This is a genomic window from Enterococcus sp. DIV0840 (genome assembly GCF_050527835.1).
Taxonomy (GTDB): Bacteria; Bacillota; Bacilli; order Lactobacillales; family Enterococcaceae; genus Enterococcus_L; species Enterococcus_L ureasiticus.
This window is the reverse complement of the sequence record NZ_CP172876.1, coordinates 3,377,132-3,394,023: the sequence shown is the minus strand read 5'-3', so window position 1 is coordinate 3,394,023 and position 16,892 is coordinate 3,377,132. Positions and strand designations below refer to the sequence as shown.

Annotated in this window: 14 protein-coding genes and 2 pseudogenes; 9 read left to right on the top strand and 7 right to left on the bottom strand. The window is 36.2% G+C overall.

Features of this window, described 5'->3' with window-relative positions; translation table 11 throughout:
- Positions 1–128 precede the first annotated feature (128 nt).
- Together IGL98_RS16255 and IGL98_RS16250 are read left to right on the top strand one after the other, a co-directional pair.
- Positions 129–419: a hypothetical protein gene (locus IGL98_RS16255; RefSeq protein WP_206847147.1), complete on the top strand. Its 291-nt coding sequence runs from the start codon at positions 129–131 to the stop codon at positions 417–419.
- Positions 386–1,546: pseudogene (locus IGL98_RS16250) on the top strand (ISL3 family transposase). The gene IGL98_RS16255 and the pseudogene IGL98_RS16250 overlap by 34 nt, the downstream one beginning before the upstream one ends.
- A 79-nt stretch (positions 1,547–1,625) precedes the next feature.
- Here IGL98_RS16250 and IGL98_RS16245 read toward each other — a convergent pair.
- Complete coding sequence (locus IGL98_RS16245; protein ID WP_206847146.1) at positions 1,626–1,991, bottom strand: hypothetical protein; 366 nt, start codon at positions 1,989–1,991, stop codon at positions 1,626–1,628.
- Between the two features lie 241 nt (positions 1,992–2,232).
- Between IGL98_RS16245 and IGL98_RS16240 the strand changes: the two genes are divergently transcribed.
- The 3 genes from IGL98_RS16240 (at position 2,233) to IGL98_RS16230 (ending at position 4,556) form a co-directional block, all read left to right on the top strand.
- Positions 2,233–2,997 carry a C39 family peptidase gene (locus IGL98_RS16240; RefSeq protein ID WP_206847145.1) on the top strand — a complete coding sequence of 255 codons (765 nt, stop codon included), beginning with the start codon at positions 2,233–2,235 and terminating at the stop codon, positions 2,995–2,997.
- 182 nt (positions 2,998–3,179) lie between these two features.
- Positions 3,180–3,878: a glucosamine-6-phosphate deaminase gene (locus tag IGL98_RS16235; protein WP_206847144.1), complete on the top strand. Its 699-nt coding sequence runs from the start codon at positions 3,180–3,182 to the stop codon at positions 3,876–3,878.
- A 108-nt stretch (positions 3,879–3,986) separates the two neighbouring features.
- Positions 3,987–4,556 carry a DNA-3-methyladenine glycosylase I gene (locus tag IGL98_RS16230; RefSeq protein WP_206847143.1) on the top strand — a complete coding sequence of 190 codons (570 nt, stop codon included), beginning with the start codon at positions 3,987–3,989 and terminating at the stop codon, positions 4,554–4,556.
- A 382-nt stretch (positions 4,557–4,938) separates the two neighbouring features.
- On the opposite strand, the gene IGL98_RS16225 is transcribed toward IGL98_RS16230, so the two are convergent.
- The gene (locus IGL98_RS16225; RefSeq protein WP_206847142.1) at positions 4,939–5,478 is read right to left on the bottom strand and encodes a DUF4865 family protein; all 540 of its coding nucleotides are present in this window, start codon (positions 5,476–5,478) and stop codon (positions 4,939–4,941) included.
- Between the two features lie 114 nt (positions 5,479–5,592).
- On the opposite strand from IGL98_RS16225, the gene IGL98_RS16220 reads away from it, so the two are divergent.
- Both IGL98_RS16220 and IGL98_RS16215 read left to right on the top strand, forming a co-directional pair.
- Positions 5,593–6,369: a LysR family transcriptional regulator gene (locus tag IGL98_RS16220; RefSeq protein ID WP_206912056.1), complete on the top strand. Its 777-nt coding sequence runs from the start codon at positions 5,593–5,595 to the stop codon at positions 6,367–6,369.
- 16 nt (positions 6,370–6,385) lie between these two features.
- Positions 6,386–7,144 (top strand): SIS domain-containing protein, encoded by a 759-nt coding sequence (locus IGL98_RS16215; protein WP_206912055.1) that lies wholly within the window; start codon positions 6,386–6,388, stop codon positions 7,142–7,144.
- 113 nt (positions 7,145–7,257) lie between these two features.
- On the opposite strand, the gene IGL98_RS16210 is transcribed toward IGL98_RS16215, so the two are convergent.
- A complete protein-coding gene (locus IGL98_RS16210) occupies positions 7,258–8,721 on the bottom strand; it encodes a helix-turn-helix domain-containing protein (RefSeq protein WP_206912054.1) in 1,464 nt (487 codons plus the stop codon).
- A 389-nt stretch (positions 8,722–9,110) separates the two neighbouring features.
- Here IGL98_RS16210 and IGL98_RS16205 point away from each other — a divergent pair, with 389 nt between their 5' ends.
- The gene (locus IGL98_RS16205; RefSeq protein ID WP_206912053.1) at positions 9,111–10,589 is read left to right on the top strand and encodes a lytic polysaccharide monooxygenase; all 1,479 of its coding nucleotides are present in this window, start codon (positions 9,111–9,113) and stop codon (positions 10,587–10,589) included.
- A gap of 108 nt (positions 10,590–10,697) precedes the next feature.
- Here the strand turns inward: IGL98_RS16205 and IGL98_RS16200 are convergent, their stop codons facing one another.
- Positions 10,698–11,012: a DUF4260 family protein gene (locus tag IGL98_RS16200; protein WP_430605070.1), complete on the bottom strand. Its 315-nt coding sequence runs from the start codon at positions 11,010–11,012 to the stop codon at positions 10,698–10,700.
- Positions 11,013–11,205: 193 nt separating this feature from the next.
- Here IGL98_RS16200 and IGL98_RS16195 point away from each other — a divergent pair.
- Positions 11,206–11,295, top strand: a pseudogene (locus IGL98_RS16195) (GyrI-like domain-containing protein); the annotation flags it as partial.
- 63 nt (positions 11,296–11,358) lie between these two features.
- Here IGL98_RS16195 and IGL98_RS16190 read toward each other — a convergent pair.
- Genes IGL98_RS16190 through IGL98_RS16180 form a run of 3 tightly spaced genes read right to left on the bottom strand, consistent with a single transcriptional unit; the run spans position 11,359 to position 16,523 of the window.
- Entirely contained in the window at positions 11,359–13,032 is a 1,674-nt protein-coding gene (locus IGL98_RS16190; protein WP_206912052.1) for an alpha-glucosidase, read from the bottom strand.
- A 55-nt stretch (positions 13,033–13,087) separates the two neighbouring features.
- The gene (locus IGL98_RS16185; RefSeq protein WP_206847136.1) at positions 13,088–14,737 is read right to left on the bottom strand and encodes a glycoside hydrolase family 13 protein; all 1,650 of its coding nucleotides are present in this window, start codon (positions 14,735–14,737) and stop codon (positions 13,088–13,090) included.
- On the bottom strand, positions 14,658–16,523 hold the full coding sequence (locus tag IGL98_RS16180; protein WP_206912051.1) for a glycoside hydrolase family 13 protein: 1,866 nt from the start codon (positions 16,521–16,523) through the stop codon (positions 14,658–14,660). The genes IGL98_RS16185 and IGL98_RS16180 overlap by 80 nt, the downstream gene beginning before the upstream one ends.
- Positions 16,524–16,892: the final 369 nt, after the last annotated feature.

Genomic DNA, 16,892 nt, shown 5'->3' with positions numbered 1-16,892 from the left:
GATACTGCTTATTTTCTTGAGTTTCAATGAGTAAAAATTATTTAAAGAGAATAAATCAGAAGACGTATACTTGCTTTATAAGTATATTTATAAATTTGATGAACTAAAAAAATAATTAGGAGGTAACTATGAAATTTCAAAGCCAAAGGAGTCGAGAAATAAAAGAACTATTAGAAAAAAAAATTGTCAAACACAATGACAAATTTGTTTCTAAAGAAACGAAGAATGCACCTACAGGTGAAGTTTGCTATGTGAAAAAAGAGGCTTTATACTTTCTGATGTTGGTGAAATTCACCGACATCTTTTTTAATGCAAATAGTAGAAAAGACACCCTGATATCCTTTAGAATTAAGTCGACGAAAACCAATCAAAAGGGGAAATCAAGATGTCCTATACAAATCTTATCAAAAATACCTTAGATATTCTAGACTTAAACATTACTTTTAATGAAAATTCTTAAAAAAAAGAACGCATCAAAGGACGGATCTGCCAAGTATTTTCTGGTACATTGGATTATTCAGCTCACTCTTGTCCTCATTGTGATACCAAAAAAGACGGATCGATTATTCGTTGGGACTTTACAACCTGTCTGATTTTACTGAATGATGTTTCTGAATACCAAACTTATTTACGCTTGAAGAAACGTCGTTTCTTCTGCCATTCTTGTGATAGAACTTTTGTCGCTGAAACAAGTCTTATCGAAAAGTGTTGCTCGATCTCAACTAAAGTGAAGCTTTCTATTGCCGATCGTTTAAGGAAAATCATGTTTATGAGCGAATTTCCCCGTCAAAAGAAGGTCTCTGTTTCGTCTGTTTATCGCGTATTAAAACAGTTTTATGAACCCAAAAAAGTCAATCGACTCACCCTGCTTGAAGTCCTCTGCTTCGATGAATTCAAATCAGTTAAGCAAGTCGCGGCTTCTATGAGTTTCATCATGATGGACGGTCAAACAAAGCAGTTAATTGATGTCGTTGAAAACCGTCAGCTTCCTTTTCTAGAGCGGTATTTTCCATGATTTTCTTTGTCCGTTCGTAAAACAGTAAAATATATTGTTTGCGATATGTATGCGCCTTATTTCTCTTTAGTCAAAAAGCTGTTCCAACAGCTCAGATTGTTCTTGATCGCTTTCATATTGTGCAACACATTGGGCGAACGTTCTTAAAACACCGCATTCAACGAATGAATACCTTTCTCCATCCAGGATTTGTAGAGGCAAAAAAATACCGTCACTTGAAGAAATACTGGAAGCTACTTCAAAAGAATCAATCGAAGCTCAATTTTGAAAAACGCCAATGGCGCCCTTCTTTCCGTGCCTATTTAATAGAAACAGAACTCGTGGATCGGTTACTTGCCTATGATGAAGAATTGACAGCTGGCTATGCCTGTTATCAGGATTTTCTCTATGCCATACAAACAAGAGATTACACACGGTTTCACGCGTTATTAGAACAAGATTATTCTAGTCTTCCGTAACTTCTATAATTTTAAATTGAGAATTACTTTATGTTTTGGCATGGTTCTTTTTCAACCAACTAAAAAATCCTAGAGAAAAAGACCTCTAGGACTCATAATACATGATTTAATTCTTTGGATTTTCTTCACCAACATTAGTTGACAAAGAGCCCTTATTTGATGAGTCGTTTGTCATTTTTAGACAAGGTACTCACTTTCTTTATATGTTCAACCGTAATCATCCGGATTTGTTGACTGTCTTCTTGTAATCGTAACATGATCGAATCACCAATATTTTTAGAAACGATCCAACCAGAAACTGTTTCGAATTTTTGAGAAGTCGGCACCTCTTTTAATTGTAAAACAACCAAACTTTTCTGAGCAGAAGCAACTTGTAATTTCTTAAGAATTTCCTCACGCTCTTTATTCTTGCTCTGTTTATCTTTAGAGTCGTCTAAAAACGCCGAAAAGAAACTTTGGGAAGATTGGCTGATCAATTTTGAAATGCTTTTCATTGTTGATTTGTGGTTATTGTCCATTCTTCTACCTCCTTTACGAATTTACTGCTAGTATCAGACTCTGAGGAATCAGATACTACCATTCTACCTAAAAAAGTCAAATAGTTCAAGAAAATATGTTCGTAATAATTTTATAGCCGATTATTCCTACTTGCTTTTTTCGATATATTCAGTAATATTAGAAGTACTGATTACAATTTATGTAATTCGTTTGAAGGTGAGGATTAGCTTAAAGCTTTCAACTTAAAAGAGGGAGATACTAATGAAACAAAAACAGACAGCGAAATCAAAAGTTTATATCATAGCATTACTAGTAGTGACTATATTTGCAGGAGCGATTTTAGCAAAAGTTGCACCAATGGAAGAAGGACACGGCTTTTCGGCGCTATTTAATGATGGGAAAGCTAATGAGATAAAAACGACTGAGACAAGTGAAACGAAAAAAGAACCAGAAAAAGTTAAAAAACTGACCTATACCGAACAAATCAATCAGGATCTGAGTGAAGGGAAATTTGCTAATCGAATACCAATCAATTTATTATTACAGACGGATGATAAATGGAAGGCAACACCATATGGTACAGGCAACCCTGATGGAAACACCTTAGAAATCAATGGTTGCGCGATTCTTTCGTTAGCAATGGTCTCTTCTTATTTGGATAACAAAGCGTATACGCCCCAAGATATTCTGAACTGGTCACAAAATAATTATTTTGTAGAAGGTGAAGGCACGGCTTGGTCGGTTTTCTCTGATTTTGCCATGGTAAAAGGTTATCAGTTTGAAGATCTTGAAACGGATATTACTTCTGTAGAAGAGCATTTAAAACAAAAACATCCTGTGATTATCTCAGTAAAACCAGGTTTATTTACAGAAACAGGTCATATCATGGTGCTTAGCGGCACAAATAACGGGAAATTCTGGGTGAACGATCCCAATGATTCTGAAACAAAAGGACATTCGAAAAAAGAATTTACAGCGGATGAATTGCTGAACGAAGCGTTGAATTTTTGGGCGGTTTATAAGTAGGAGTGAATTCTTATTGTCTTGCTTGTTCGATTTAGAGTGCAGAGCAAAACTATTTTTTTAGTTTTGCTCTGCACTCTTTTTAGTTTGGAAGAAAACGCTTTATTATTTTCCAGAAAACTATTGACATGGGATGGTTCCCACATTATACAATTAAAGTATAAAAAGGAAACGGAGTGAACCAAATGGAGATCATTATTGAGAAAGATTTTGAAGCAATGAGTGAAACAACTAAAAACATTTTATTCGGCCATATGAGCGAGGATAAACGTGTCAACTTATCAATCACAGCAGGTAACACTCCTGTTAATGTCTATAAAAAAATGGTGGAGATTGTAAAAAATTCACCAGATTATGCCAATGTTCACTATTATAACTTTGATGAAATTCCTGTAGCAGGTCAGACAGAAGGCGTAACAATCACTGATTTACGAAAACTATATTTGACACCTGCCAATATCAGCGAAGCAAATATTCACCCGCTAACTCTTGAAAATTATGCGGAGCAAGATAAACGCTTGGCAATGGACGGCGGATTAGATGCGATGTTGATCGGATTAGGCGGAGATGGACATTTTTGTGGCAATATGCCGACAACGACAAGTTTTGAAAATTTGACTTACAAGATCAAGGTAACTGGGGAAGAACCGTGGTTTGTGCCAGATATGATGGAAAAAGGCTTGGAATTCGTTACGATGGGGCCTGTTAGCGTAATGCGGGTAAAACATTTGATTTTGATCGTGAATGGCGAGAAAAAAGCTGAAATGGTAAAAAATGTGTTGCAAGGTCCTGTAACAGAGGAATTTCCAGCTTCTGTTTTACAACTACATCCGAATCTTACCGTTATTTTAGATGAAGAGGCAGCAAGTAAACTTGATAAATAGTTTAAAAAGATTAAGGTAGTAAATTGCCTTGATCTTTTTTAAAACTTGATTTACAAACGTATGTTCTCGTGGTATTCTTAGGTAAACGAAACAAGAATGGAGCTAGCTATGGAAAAGATTAGATGTGATTGGGCGCAGGGAAATGAATTAGAAGAGAAGTACCATGATGAAGAGTGGGGTACAGCAGAATATGAAGATCAAAAGCTTTTTGAAATGCTGATCTTGGAAAGCATGCAGGCTGGATTAAGTTGGTCGACGATCCTAAAAAAGAGAGAGACTCTAACGAGTGCGTATGATCAGTTTGACTATGTAAAAATCGCTGAGTATACCCAAGAGAAGATTGATTCTTTACTAGAAGATCCAGGAATCATTAGAAATAAGTTGAAAATCAATGCAACGATCAATAATGCAAAGGTCTTTATGAAGATTCAAGAGGAATATGGCAGTTTTGATCAATTTATATGGGCTTATGTGGATGGAAAGCCGATAAAAAATGGTTGGAAAGATGTCAAAGAAGTCCCCGCATCAACGGAATTGTCGGACAAACTCAGCAAAGATTTGAAGAAAAAAGGATTTAAGTTCTTAGGAACGACGACAGTCTATGCTTTTATGCAGGCGACTGGTATGGTAGATGACCATTTGGCGCATTGTTTTAAAAGTCATGAAGAAGCAAAATAGCCAGCTTTAAAGTTACAGCACTAAACGAGTGTGAAACAAAACTAAAAATCAGTTTTGTTTCACACTCTAAATCCGAATAAACGGCGAGAAAAAAGCAGCTATTACACTACACTTCGTTTCGATCACATTCACTTCTACCCATGAAATATGCTAAAGCCAAAGGCCTTCGTTTCGATCACATCAAATTCTAAGTGCTAAAGCACTAAGATTTGAAGGCTTCGGAAATAAGTTGAAATTGTTGTGAAACACAGTGAATGTAATGAGCTGATGTTGCACAATACCTACTTGGTCAAAACATTTGAAGAGCAGCAATTAGGAATCATTCAACATCGAAATTAAAAATTTCGTGTTTCTTGTCATCTCCGTGAATTCCCTCTTATTTCTAATTTGCAGAAACATGAAGTATTTCATAAAGAACGGCTTCGCCTTGTAGCGGTTTTTCAGTATAAAATCCAAAAATGACAGCTTTCCATTTGTCTGGATTATAGACGATAAGTTTTCCTACATTATGTTTGGGTAAGGTTTCTTGAATTTTCAATAGCTCGTTTGGTAGGTCGGTCAACGATTGCGGTTCAGGTATCGCAATTGTTTGTTCTAGTAAGTAAGTTGCATTTGAAAAGTTGTCTTTTAAGTCTACTGTTAAAGGAACGCCGATTTGAACGGTTTGCCAACCAAAATCGTGAATAATATTGTCATAAAATCCTCCAAAAATAAATTGATTCATCCCATCAGTATTTTCCCAGACATATAAAGGAGAGTATGAATTAGAAATTGCCCCTTGTACTTTTTCTGAAATAAGATAAGCTTTAAAGAGTAGACCTTGTAAATGGTCTGTTTTAGCCCCGTTTTCTTCAACTCGTTTTCTAATCAGTGACATGTCGTAATCATCTGGCAAAATTATTTTATATTGCATAGCATTCATCTAAATCAGCTCCTATTCTTGATAAATTCATTATAATGTTTTTAAAAAGTATTGCATAATACGGAAAAATGATATACGGTATCAGTATGAGTGATAGCAAGGAATGGTGGGAAGATGGAACTGAATGATTTAAGAATCTTTCAATGTGTAGCAGCTGCTGGTTCAATGTCAGAAGCCGCCAGAATAATGGGCTATGCGCAATCCAATATAACGGAGCGTGTTAGACTGTTGGAGCAAGAAGTGACAGTGAAGCTCTTTGAGCGGACGAACCGAGGTGTTAAACTACTTCCAGAAGGCGAAAAATTACTAGCATATGCAACTATAATTTTAGCCCAAATCGATGAAATTGACATACACTATAAGAAATTGCCAATAAAAATCGGTTGCACACAAACAATCGCATCTAATTACTTTGAAATGACAGCTGTCATCAATTACCAGCCCGCAATCGAGTTGTTTGTTGATACAACTGATCGATTAGAAGCAATGTATAGAAAACAAGAATTGGATGTATTGATTACAAACAAAATGACTTACTTTAAAAACAACGTTTTGCTTAGAGAAATGGTTGGCTGGCTATCTGCAACAGGTGCGCAAGATATTTACCTGATGAGCCGAGATAAGGAATGTCCATATAGAAAGATGATGCTGTCTTTAATCAATCCGCAGACATGTAAAATTGTCGAAGTTGACTCTATTTACTTGATGATCGACCTAATAAAAAAAGGAGCAGGCCGATCGATTTTACCAAAGCGTTTCTACCAAGAGAAACAAAATCAAACGTTGTGCTTTACTAAAATAGAGCAACAAGTTCCTATCTATATCGTTGGAAATGAAAGGAACAGCCACCATGTTCGTTTGTTTTTAGAGCATAACAACGGTTTGAGATAGAGAGGATTTGATTTGTGTGAGTGATATTTATAAAGATATCAATTCAAACTATGAGAGATTGTCAGAAACTGAGAGGGAAGTTGTCAATTTTATTTTAAAATTTGAAGATATCGAAGAATTAAAATTAAGATATATCAAAGATGCATTGTATATATCCAATGCTACGGTTATCAGAGCGTGCAAAAAGTTGAATTACGATACGTTTAGTGAATTGAAAGCAGCATTCATTCAATCAAGAGAAGAAAAACAAAGTATGTATCCAGTAGAATCAAATTTTTCACATGAATTAGACTGTATAAAAAAAGATACTTTGACAACTTTAGAATTAGTAGATGAAAAAGATATCGACCAAATATGTAATTGCCTGATCAATGCAAGAAGAATTTTTTGTGTTGGAACGGGTTCGAGTTCCAAAGTCGCATCTGAATTTAATTATAAGCTAAAATCAATCAATCTTTGGACGAATGATTTTTCAGATAGACTGTTGATTGAACGCATTCCTCAAATCAGCACAGTTCAAGATGTGATTGTTATTTTTTCGTTGAGTGGTGAAGCAGAAGAAATCGATGAGATCATGATCAAAGCAAAAAGCAATAGAACAAAAATTATTACCGTTACTAATATGGCAGCAATCAAACTAAAGTCAATCAGCACACACTGCTTAGTGACGAGTAACCCTAGTGATCAGAAAAAATTTTGTTCAAGATTGATGCTGTATATGATGAGCACTCTGATTTATGAAAAGTTGATAACGAAAGTACCTAGTTTTGAGTGAAAATTACTCAACTAAGTTTTTTCTAACGAAGGACGAGCCAAAACTAATTTCCAGTTTTGGCTCGTCCCGTTTTTATTATGTAACTGTAATGAATAAAATATAGAAATAAACGCCTAATTCTTATCAAAATAATCTTCATAAACCAGCATCAATTTATCAAAACTCTTAGCATCAGGAATCAAAGGGATGACAATGATTGGAATAGTATTGATATAGATTTCAGGGATATTGGTGATGATGCAGTCATATGCTGAAGCCTCTTTTTCAAGTTCATCTAATGATGTGACCTTTAGAGGTGTACAAGAGAACCGACCGCGTAAATAGTAGTTGATTCGTTCAGATAGCATGTTCATATAGTCCAATCCAGAGTTAAATAAAAGACAGGCTTTCATTGTGGGCGTTGAATACTCTAAACGATCTAGTAAGTTTGGCCAATTAGTGAATAAAATCGAAATAGCTTCGTATACCATGTATTCTTTATAAGGATTTGAATAGAAAATGGCTTGCAGCGAGTGGATCAACTCCATTGGGAAATGACCATATAAGTTTTTGATACTTGTAAGAAATTCTTTGTTTTTGTTGTGCAAAATATATGCTCGTCCGTGAATCTGATAATCTAGGTTATAGAGACGCATAAAAATATCATCAAAATTGTCACATTTGCAGTCCATCTTCTTTTCGATTTCTTGTAGAAGATTGTCGATTTTTTGATACTTTAAGAGAGCATTACGATCGACTTTTATCAGCTCACGTAGAGTAGCTAACGAATCAATATATTGATCACTAAATATTAGATAGAAAAAAATATTTAAATTAGTAGGAGACAAAGGTAGATGAAATTGGCTGTAGAATTCATCGCAAGCATAAGAATCAGTAAGAATTGCAAACTTTTTTTCTGGTAGATCGTGAAGTTGATTTTCACTATTATGTTTTAGAAGATTAATGACGGTATAGGTGTAAAAACGTAGACGATTCAATAAAGAAAAATCTAAGTTCTGTGATGATTCGTTTGGTATGGCTTGTTTAATGATCTGAAGTCCAACTTGGTCTAAAATAACTAATTGAGCAGGAGTCAACAAGCTTTCAGCTACGCCATATTTTTCATAAAAATAATGCTGCATAAAATTACAAATACTATGTGGATCGCCGACAAGCTGCATTTTTTTTAAGTTAATCGTAAAACCTTCTATTTGAAGCAGTTGGTTTACTCGGAGAACGATTCGTTTGATTGTCGAGACGCTGGTATAAAGATCGTCAGCTAAATCAACGATAGTAGAGAAATTATGTAAGAAAATTTTTTCGATTAGCTGAAATTCAACGCTACTTTTTATAAATTTTTGATAAATACTTGTTTTACAGAAGCCAAAACTTGTTGCAAAGCGAATGCCATATTTTTTTGAAGACTCGATTGTGGCAGGTGCAAGTAATGCTTCTAATTCAATAATATCCGATTTCAGCGTTTTAACAGGAACATTTAAAGATTCTGATGCTGCAGTGAAGGGGACCCAGTCGTTATCAACTAAAAGTTCCACTAGCTCTAATTGACGTTTTGATCGTGAGGAGAGGATTTCTTTCATCGTATCAACACTTTCTATTCTTTATGTTATTTTTTAAATTTGTTCAGCTTATAATGAAATAAATTTCAAGACTTTTCTTATTTTAACTTGAAACTATCTGTTTTGTCTATATAACAGTAGGGAAACTTATATTTTTTTTATAATAATTAAAAATATAAAGCTCATATTTTTCTTTTTAATAGAAAAATTTGACCTTTAAGAACACTATTTTTGAATAACGTTTGTAATATTTATTGATTTTTGTTTTGAATTTCTTTTTATATCCGTATAAGAGTGAAATTTAATCAAGTATTCCTTTTTTATGCCGATAAATGACCTCTTTTTTTCTTACAAAACGTTTAAACTGATGTTAAGCCAGTTGAAGGCGAAACAATAGATGGGGGACAAATATGAATAAAAAATTTTTAGGATTAGCATTAATGTCAACAATTATTTTAAGTGGAGCAGGTCTGTTAAATGCAGATGAAGCAAATGCCCATGGATATGTAGAAAAACCAGCAGCTCGTGGTTACCAAGGTTCATTAGATAAAAATACTATGGGCTGGACAGCAGCGATGGAGAAATATGGAAATGTTATTACAAATCCACAATCTTTAGAAGCGCCAAAAGGATTTCCACAAGCGGGTCCAGCAGATGGCCGTATTGCTTCTGCAAATGGTGGATTAGGACAAATTTCTGACTTCGTTTTAGATAATACTGGCGCTGACCGTTGGGTGAAGCAAGATGTTCAGACTGGTGAGAATACATTCTCTTGGCATTACACAGCACCTCACAGCACAACGAAATGGCACTACTATATTACTAAAAATGGTTGGAACCCAGAAAAACCAATCGCTAGAAAAGATTTACAATTGATTGGTGAAGTAAAACATGATGGATCAGCTGCATCAAATAATAAATCGCATCAAGTGACTATTCCAGCAGATCACTCTGGCTACCATGTTGTTTTAGCTGTTTGGGATGTAGAGGATACGCCAAATGCTTTTTATAACGTAATTGATGTAAATGTAAAAGGAAATGGAGAAATCACTCCTCCAGTTGAAGAAGCTCCCGCAACACCGACAAACGTTAAAACATCCGAAGTAACGACTTCTTCACTTAAATTAACATGGAACACTGTTTCAAATGCTAAAGAATACAACGTATACCGTGATGGCAAAAAAGTTGCCACAGTTGGCGGAACTCAATTTAACGATGCAAACTTAGCAGAAAACACAACATACTCTTACCAAGTAGAAGCAGTGGGAACAAACGATAAAATCTCTGAAAAGAGTGCAGCAGTAAAAGCAACAACACAATCATCAGAAGTAGAAGATAATCAAAAACCAACAGCTCCAACGAACGTTCACTCTATGGGAACAACTGAGAATACAGTTGACTTAATGTGGACAAAATCAACACATTTCTTAGGCGTTAAAAACTATGAAGTTTACCGTGATGGCAAAAAAGTTGCAACGACAGAAAAAACAAGCTTTAAAGATACTGGCTTAAAAGCTGATACAACATACAAATACACAGTTAAAGCAATCAGTGTCGGTGGAAACGTATCAGAGAATAGTGCTGTATTTTCTGTGAAAACAAAAGAAGCACCAAGTGGCAACACAACATGGGAAGCTGACAAAATTTATAATACTGGCGATAAAGTGATCTTTGATGATTTAGAGTATGAAGCAAAATGGTGGGTTAAAGGCGATCGTCCAGACCAATCAGATGCTTGGAAACTTCTTTCTGACAAAGTAATGAACTGGGAAACAAGTAAAGCATACAATGGTGGCGATAAAGTAACATTCCAAGGCCAAACATACAAAGCGAAATGGTGGACACAAGGCAATCAGCCAGGAACTGAATCAGTTTGGGAATTAATTTAATTAGTTAATACCTTTATGACATAGTACTAAACAAACAATCTCCACGACATAGCACTGAAAAAGAAACACTAGATAGGATGCCTCGCATCTTATCTAGTGTTTCTTTTTTCATAAATTTTGAATATGTGTATGGTTGAATGCACCAGGATATTTAAGACCATAGCCTAATGTTCGATCCATAAAAATATGTGCGCACCACACGATCGCAATCGGTAGCAAAAAAGACATATGTGTGAACAGATAAATAAAAATCAGCACGACTGGAAAAACTAAAGTATGCCCTAAGTTGTAGATTCCAGCACCAAGGGCTGGACTTCTTAAATAACCGATCATCATCATATCCGGTAATAAAAGGAAAATAAAAAAGTAAAAAAATGGATATCCAAAGTAAACGAAAAGAGTGAATGCTAAAAGAAAAAGTATACCATTTTCTAATTTTAAAATTTTTTATTTGTCATGTTCATCCCTCCTGTAATTCGTATTCGGATAATTGATTAATCAAAGCGAATAATTCACCTTGATTTTCTGCGTATTTATTGTCTGTAATCGTCGTTTTTAGTTTGAGCAAAAGTTCATACGCTACTTCATATGCGCGGAGCATCAGCTAGACAGAAGATCATTTGACCATCGAGAAATTTATCTCTCTGACCCTAGAAAAGTAGTGCCTGAAAAGATGAAGACGGTGTTGCGTTATTTTGTTGAATAGAATGTAAACAGAAGAGGAGACAAAAGTACTATTTACTTTTATCTCCTCCATTTTTATATTTACTTAAACAATTATTTTACGGTAAATATGCGCCTCAAAATCGGAAAGGCTCATTTGTTGTTTTAATGGTTGAGCTTGTGCGGTTGTTATTATCTCTTCCCAGTTAGAACAATCCAAAGAATCTGAGAAGGAAACGGTCGTTTGTTTTCGATCTAACTGAACTAAAATCAACCAGTGTTCTGTTTCAGTCGTGTGTGTATAACAAAAGACAGTTGGATGTTCAGACAAAAGTAACTCGAATCTCCCATAAATAAGCGCATCTGTCTGTTTTCTTAAGCGAATCAAGGCTTGATAATGGTGAAAAATACTGCTGCTTTCAAGATCTTTTTGCGCTGCATTGATCATTCGATAATTCTCGTTGACATTCAGCCAAGGCTCGGTTGTTGAAAAACCGCCATGTAGGGCATCTTCCCATTGGAAAGGCGTCCTACTATGATCTCTGGACCAATTCACTGCAATCGCTAAAGCTTCTGTAGTCATCCTTCCTTGTTCCAGTAGTGTTTGATAAAAATGAATCGTATCCGCCGCGTTGATTTCTTCGATTGAGCTAAAGGGATAATTGGTCATGCCGACTTCTTGTCCTTGGTAAATGAATGGTGTTCCTTTCAATAACAAAAGAACCGTCGCTAATGCTTTCGCGGCTTCTGGAGAATCATCACCATACACAGATACACTGCGATGTGTATCGTGATTCTCTAAATACAACGCATTCCAGCCGTTATCGGCTAAACTTGTTTGCCATTGAGTTAAGGAATATTTTAAGTGTGGAATGGAGCCCTTTTGTTGGCCGATTTCACCGATTCGTTCACAATGTTCTAACTCAAAAATCATATTAAAATACCCGTGATCACCAGTCCATGATGCCGCTTCTTGATGTGGCACACCGCTTGCTTCTCCTACAGTCATAACATTGTATTCATTAAAAATAGCTTTTAGTTCTTTTAAATAAGTTTCGATGCCAGCGACATTCATAAACGGAGCCCATTGATTATCGGTGATCTTAAAATCCCAAGGTTCTTTTTGAATATGGCTGATTGCATCTATACGGAAACCATCAATCCCAAGATCCAACCACCAACGAATCATCTGATAAAGTTCATGGCGAACCTTTGGATTTTTCCAATTAAGATCGGGTTGTTCTTTGGCGAAAACATGGAAATAAGATTGCTTTGTTGTTTCATCGTACGTCCAAGTGGAACCGCCGAAAAAAGATTGCCAGTCGTTAGGTGGAAGATTTTTTGTAGTGTCAGCCCAATGATAATAATCGCGATATGGATTATCCAATGATTTTTTAGATTCTAGAAACCAAGGATGTTGATCGCTTGTATGGTTGACGACTAAATCCATAATGACTTTTAAATCCAGCGCATGTGCTTCTTTAAGCAAAGCTTGGAAATCGTCCATTGTACCGAAATCTTCATGAATAGCTTGGTAATCCGAAATATCATAGCCGTTATCGACATTTGGTGAAGCGTAGATTGGATTTATCCAAATAAAATCAATCCCCAGTTCTTTTAAATAAGGTAATTTTTGTCGAATCCCGTTAAGATCACCGATGCCGTCGTGGTTGCTATCTTTAAAGCTGCGTGGATAAATTTGATACCCTATAGCATTTTTCCACCAACTTCTTTTTTCTGTTTGGCTTATTTCTTGTGCTTGGATTGCTAGATTAGACATGTTTATTTCCTCCAAGAGTTGAATTGGTATAACTGTGCCGATAGACAAATAGTAGTTAGTCCGTGAAACTCGATAATTTGACTACAAAAGCTTCATAAGGCCCTAGTGCTTTGTCGGAAAGTTGGTTATACGTTTTTTCGGTATTTGCGATGATTGTTTCTGTTGCTGTTTTATCCAATGAAAATCGTTGCGCTCGATCTGAAAAATTACATACGATCAACCAGCTTTCTCCTTGGTAATGGCGATAATAAGCAAACACGTCTATTGCGGTATCTTCTATTAATTCAAAACTGCCCCAAACGATCAATGGATAGGTTTTACGAAGTTCAATCAGTTTTTGGTACGTGTAAAAGATCGAGTTTTTATCTGTCAAAGCTTGAGTAACGTTGATTTCATGATAGTTTTCATTAACGGCAAGCCAAGGTTCTCCTGTTGTAAAACCGGCATTTTCGGTATTATCCCACTGCATAGGGGTGCGGGCGTTATCTCGTCCTTTGACGTTGATCGATGCAAGGATTTCTGGTTTTGGATAGCCTTTTTCGAGTCGATCAGCGTACATATTCTTACTTTCAATATCTTCAACTTCTGCGATGTCGTGGATTGTCCGATTGGTCATCCCGATTTCTTCTCCTTGATAAATATAAGGAGTTCCTTTTAGCATATGCAGCAAAATTGCCAGCATTTTGGCACTTTCTACACGGTATTGGCTGTCGTTGCCCCATCTAGAAACGATGCGAGGCAGGTCATGATTGTTCCAGAACAGTGAATTCCAACCTTGATCGCCAAGCTCTGTCTGCCATTTTGAAAAGACTTTTTTTAGTTCCGTTATCTGTAAAGGGCGCAGATCCCATTTGCTTTTTCCAGGTTGCTCATCTAAGCCGACATGCTCGAATTGAAAGACCATTGATAGTTCGTTTCGTTTTGGATCAGAATATAATTTGGCGATTTCTGGTGTGGCGCCCCAAGTTTCGCCAACTGTTAGTAAGTCTTTACCACCGAAGGTTTGCGTATTCATTTCTTTTAAATAGTCATGTAATTTTGGGCCATTACCAGTGATTTTTTGATCTGGAATTTTGCCGACAAGATCGATCACATCCATTCGGAAACCGCCGATGCCTTTATCGATCCAGAAATTCATCATGTCGTAGATTGCATTTCGTACAGCTGGATTTTCCCAATTTAAATCTGGTTGTTTTTGACTAAATAAATGCAGATAATATTCACCGGTCGATTCATCCAATTGCCAAGCAGATCCTAAAAAGGTTGATTCTAAGCCATTTGGTGGACCGTCATTGATGCCTTTACGCCAAACATAAAAGTCACGATAAGGATTGTCTTTAGAAGAGCGGGATTCGATAAACCAAGGATGTTCGTCGCTAGTATGGTTGACCACAAGATCCATAATGATTTTTATCTCTCGTAGCTTGGCTTCTTGGATCAGTTGCTCCATATCATCCATAGTGCCGAATTCCGCCATGATTTGTTCGTAATCACTGATATCATAGCCATTATCGTCGTTTGGTGAACGGTAAACGGGACTTAGCCAGATGGCGTTGATGCCTAGCTCCTGCAGATAATCTAAACGCTGGATAATACCAGCTAAATCACCGATCCCGTCGCCGTTGCTATCTTGAAAACTCCGTGGATAAACTTGATAAACGACGGCTTCCTGCCACCAATGGTTGTTCGTTTCGTGTTGAGTCATTCTTTTCAATCCTTTCTGTTGAGTCTACTGATACAGCAAATCCGTATGGTGCAAGTTCAATGATATTTTTATCTAATGCCTGCATTTGAGTTGAGAATAAAACATGTTCTTTTTCAATATAAACAGGAGACTGACCTGTATTGAAAATACTGCGGATCATTTTTCCTTCATGTTCGTAAGCGAAGTCGATGATTCCTGTTTGTTCATCAATTTCGTTCCAACGTAGTTTGCCCTCTGATAGAAGTGGTTGGTGTTCTTTTCTAAACGCAATCAATGCTTTAGTGAACTCGTACATGTCTAAATCTTGTTTTTCGGGTTCCCAAATCATACATTTTCGGCAATCTGGATCGCCTGCACCGTCCATTGCATATTCATCTCCATAATAAAGGCAAGGTACACCTTTTTGTAAGTAGGTAAAGGCTAAAACTTGTTTCATCAGCTCTTTGTTATTTTGAGCAATCGTTAATAAGCGTGGTGTATCGTGGGAATCGAGCACATTGAACATGATTTGATTGGTTTGTTCACGATAAAGCATCAATTGATGATTTAGTTCAGAAACTAGCTTGCTTAATGAAATCGTTTGATAGACAAAATAAGAAAGAATGGCATCTGTAAAAGCATAATTCATGACTCCGTGAAATTCATCTCCTTGTAGCCACGCTTGAGAAGAATGCCAAATTTCACCTAGAATATAAATATCTGGTTTGGCTTCTGTACAAACATCGTGAAATTTACGCCAAAAACGATGGTCTACTTCATTCGCTACGTCTAAACGCCACGCATCGATATCAAATTCTGTGATCCAGTAACGGGCAATTTCTAATAAAAAGTCCTGTACTTCTTTGTTGGCCGTGTTCAATTTAGGCATGTGTGGAGTGAATGCAAAAGTATCGTACGTAATATTATCTGAGAATTCAAAGTCGGCTGTCGGAGTGTAGTCAACTGGAAATTTATGGATGTGGAACCATTTTGCATAAGGTGAAGTTTCACCATTTTTGACGACGTCCTGCCACTGAGGTGAAAAGTCACCCATATGATTGAAAACGGCGTCCAACATAACACGGATCCCTCGTTTATGACATTCGTCTACGACCTTCTTAAAGAGCTTTTTATCTCCGAAAGCAGAATCAATCTCAAAATAATCAATTGTGTCATATTTGTGATTGCTAGCGGCTTGGAAAATCGGACAGAAATAAATTCCGTTGATCCCAAGGTCTACGAAGTGGTCTAAATGATCTAAAACACCTTGCAAATCCCCGCCAAAAAAGTCTTTTCGTCCAGGATGTTCTTTGCTGCCCCAAGGTAAAGTGCTTTCTGGATCGTTTGAGATATCGCCGTTGGCAAAACGTTCGGGGAAAATTTGATACCAAATGGTTTCCTTCGCCCGTTGAGGTGCTTTGAAACGGTCTGCTTCGTGAAAATAAGGTAGTTTAAAATAATTGCTAGCTGATTTTAATGTAGAATCTTGATAAGGAAAGAAGCCGTGATCACCGTAAAATAACACTGTTCCATCCATGCCTTCTATTTTGAAAGCGTAACTTAGACGTCTAAACGGTGCAGAAGTTTCGATTATCCAATAGTCATGTGTTGTAGTAGATAGGTATTTTTCCATAGGAATCGTTAATTTGAACCACTCGCTGTGTTCGAATTGATACGGATCGCCATTTAATAGTTCGACGCTTTTGATATCTCCTCTACCTGTTTTTAGCCGGATGTGCATTTTATCTGATGTGTATAAATAAGCATATTCGCTTTCTGGTTGATGGTGGATCGCTGCAGTATTCATCTAATTTCTCCCCCTGTAATCGACTCGGTATCTTTTATTGTCATACTTTTCTAAAAACCACCCATATTATGACACATAAGAAAAACGTTTTCAATGTATTTTTTCGCAATCGATTGCATTTTGTTTTATCTGCTGGATGATTTACTTGATAAATAAAGTAAATCACTTTTAAAAATCACTATTTAGGCTATATATAAATATTATCTTTGTTTAATCAGTGTTGTTCTATTTGAATAGTATGATTTCTAAAGGCTTTTTTATTGATATAAAGGAAAAAAAATAAATTTATTTATATTTCTCTTGACAATTTACGCAAACGATTGCACAATATAAGAGAACAGAACAGTAAAAAATTCCTAGGAGGAACAA

Coding starts and splice junctions, on each gene's coding strand:
- IGL98_RS16255 (WP_206847147.1), top strand. CDS start 129: ATGAAATTTCAAAGCCAAAGGAGTCGAGAAATAAAAGAACTATTAGAA.
- IGL98_RS16245 (WP_206847146.1), bottom strand. CDS start 1,991: ATGGACAATAACCACAAATCAACAATGAAAAGCATTTCAAAATTGATC.
- IGL98_RS16240 (WP_206847145.1), top strand. CDS start 2,233: ATGAAACAAAAACAGACAGCGAAATCAAAAGTTTATATCATAGCATTA.
- IGL98_RS16235 (WP_206847144.1), top strand. CDS start 3,180: ATGGAGATCATTATTGAGAAAGATTTTGAAGCAATGAGTGAAACAACT.
- IGL98_RS16230 (WP_206847143.1), top strand. CDS start 3,987: ATGGAAAAGATTAGATGTGATTGGGCGCAGGGAAATGAATTAGAAGAG.
- IGL98_RS16225 (WP_206847142.1), bottom strand. CDS start 5,478: ATGAATGCTATGCAATATAAAATAATTTTGCCAGATGATTACGACATG.
- IGL98_RS16220 (WP_206912056.1), top strand. CDS start 5,593: ATGGAACTGAATGATTTAAGAATCTTTCAATGTGTAGCAGCTGCTGGT.
- IGL98_RS16210 (WP_206912054.1), bottom strand. CDS start 8,721: ATGAAAGAAATCCTCTCCTCACGATCAAAACGTCAATTAGAGCTAGTG.
- IGL98_RS16205 (WP_206912053.1), top strand. CDS start 9,111: ATGAATAAAAAATTTTTAGGATTAGCATTAATGTCAACAATTATTTTA.
- IGL98_RS16190 (WP_206912052.1), bottom strand. CDS start 13,032: ATGTCTAATCTAGCAATCCAAGCACAAGAAATAAGCCAAACAGAAAAA.
- IGL98_RS16185 (WP_206847136.1), bottom strand. CDS start 14,737: ATGACTCAACACGAAACGAACAACCATTGGTGGCAGGAAGCCGTCGTT.
- IGL98_RS16180 (WP_206912051.1), bottom strand. CDS start 16,523: ATGAATACTGCAGCGATCCACCATCAACCAGAAAGCGAATATGCTTAT.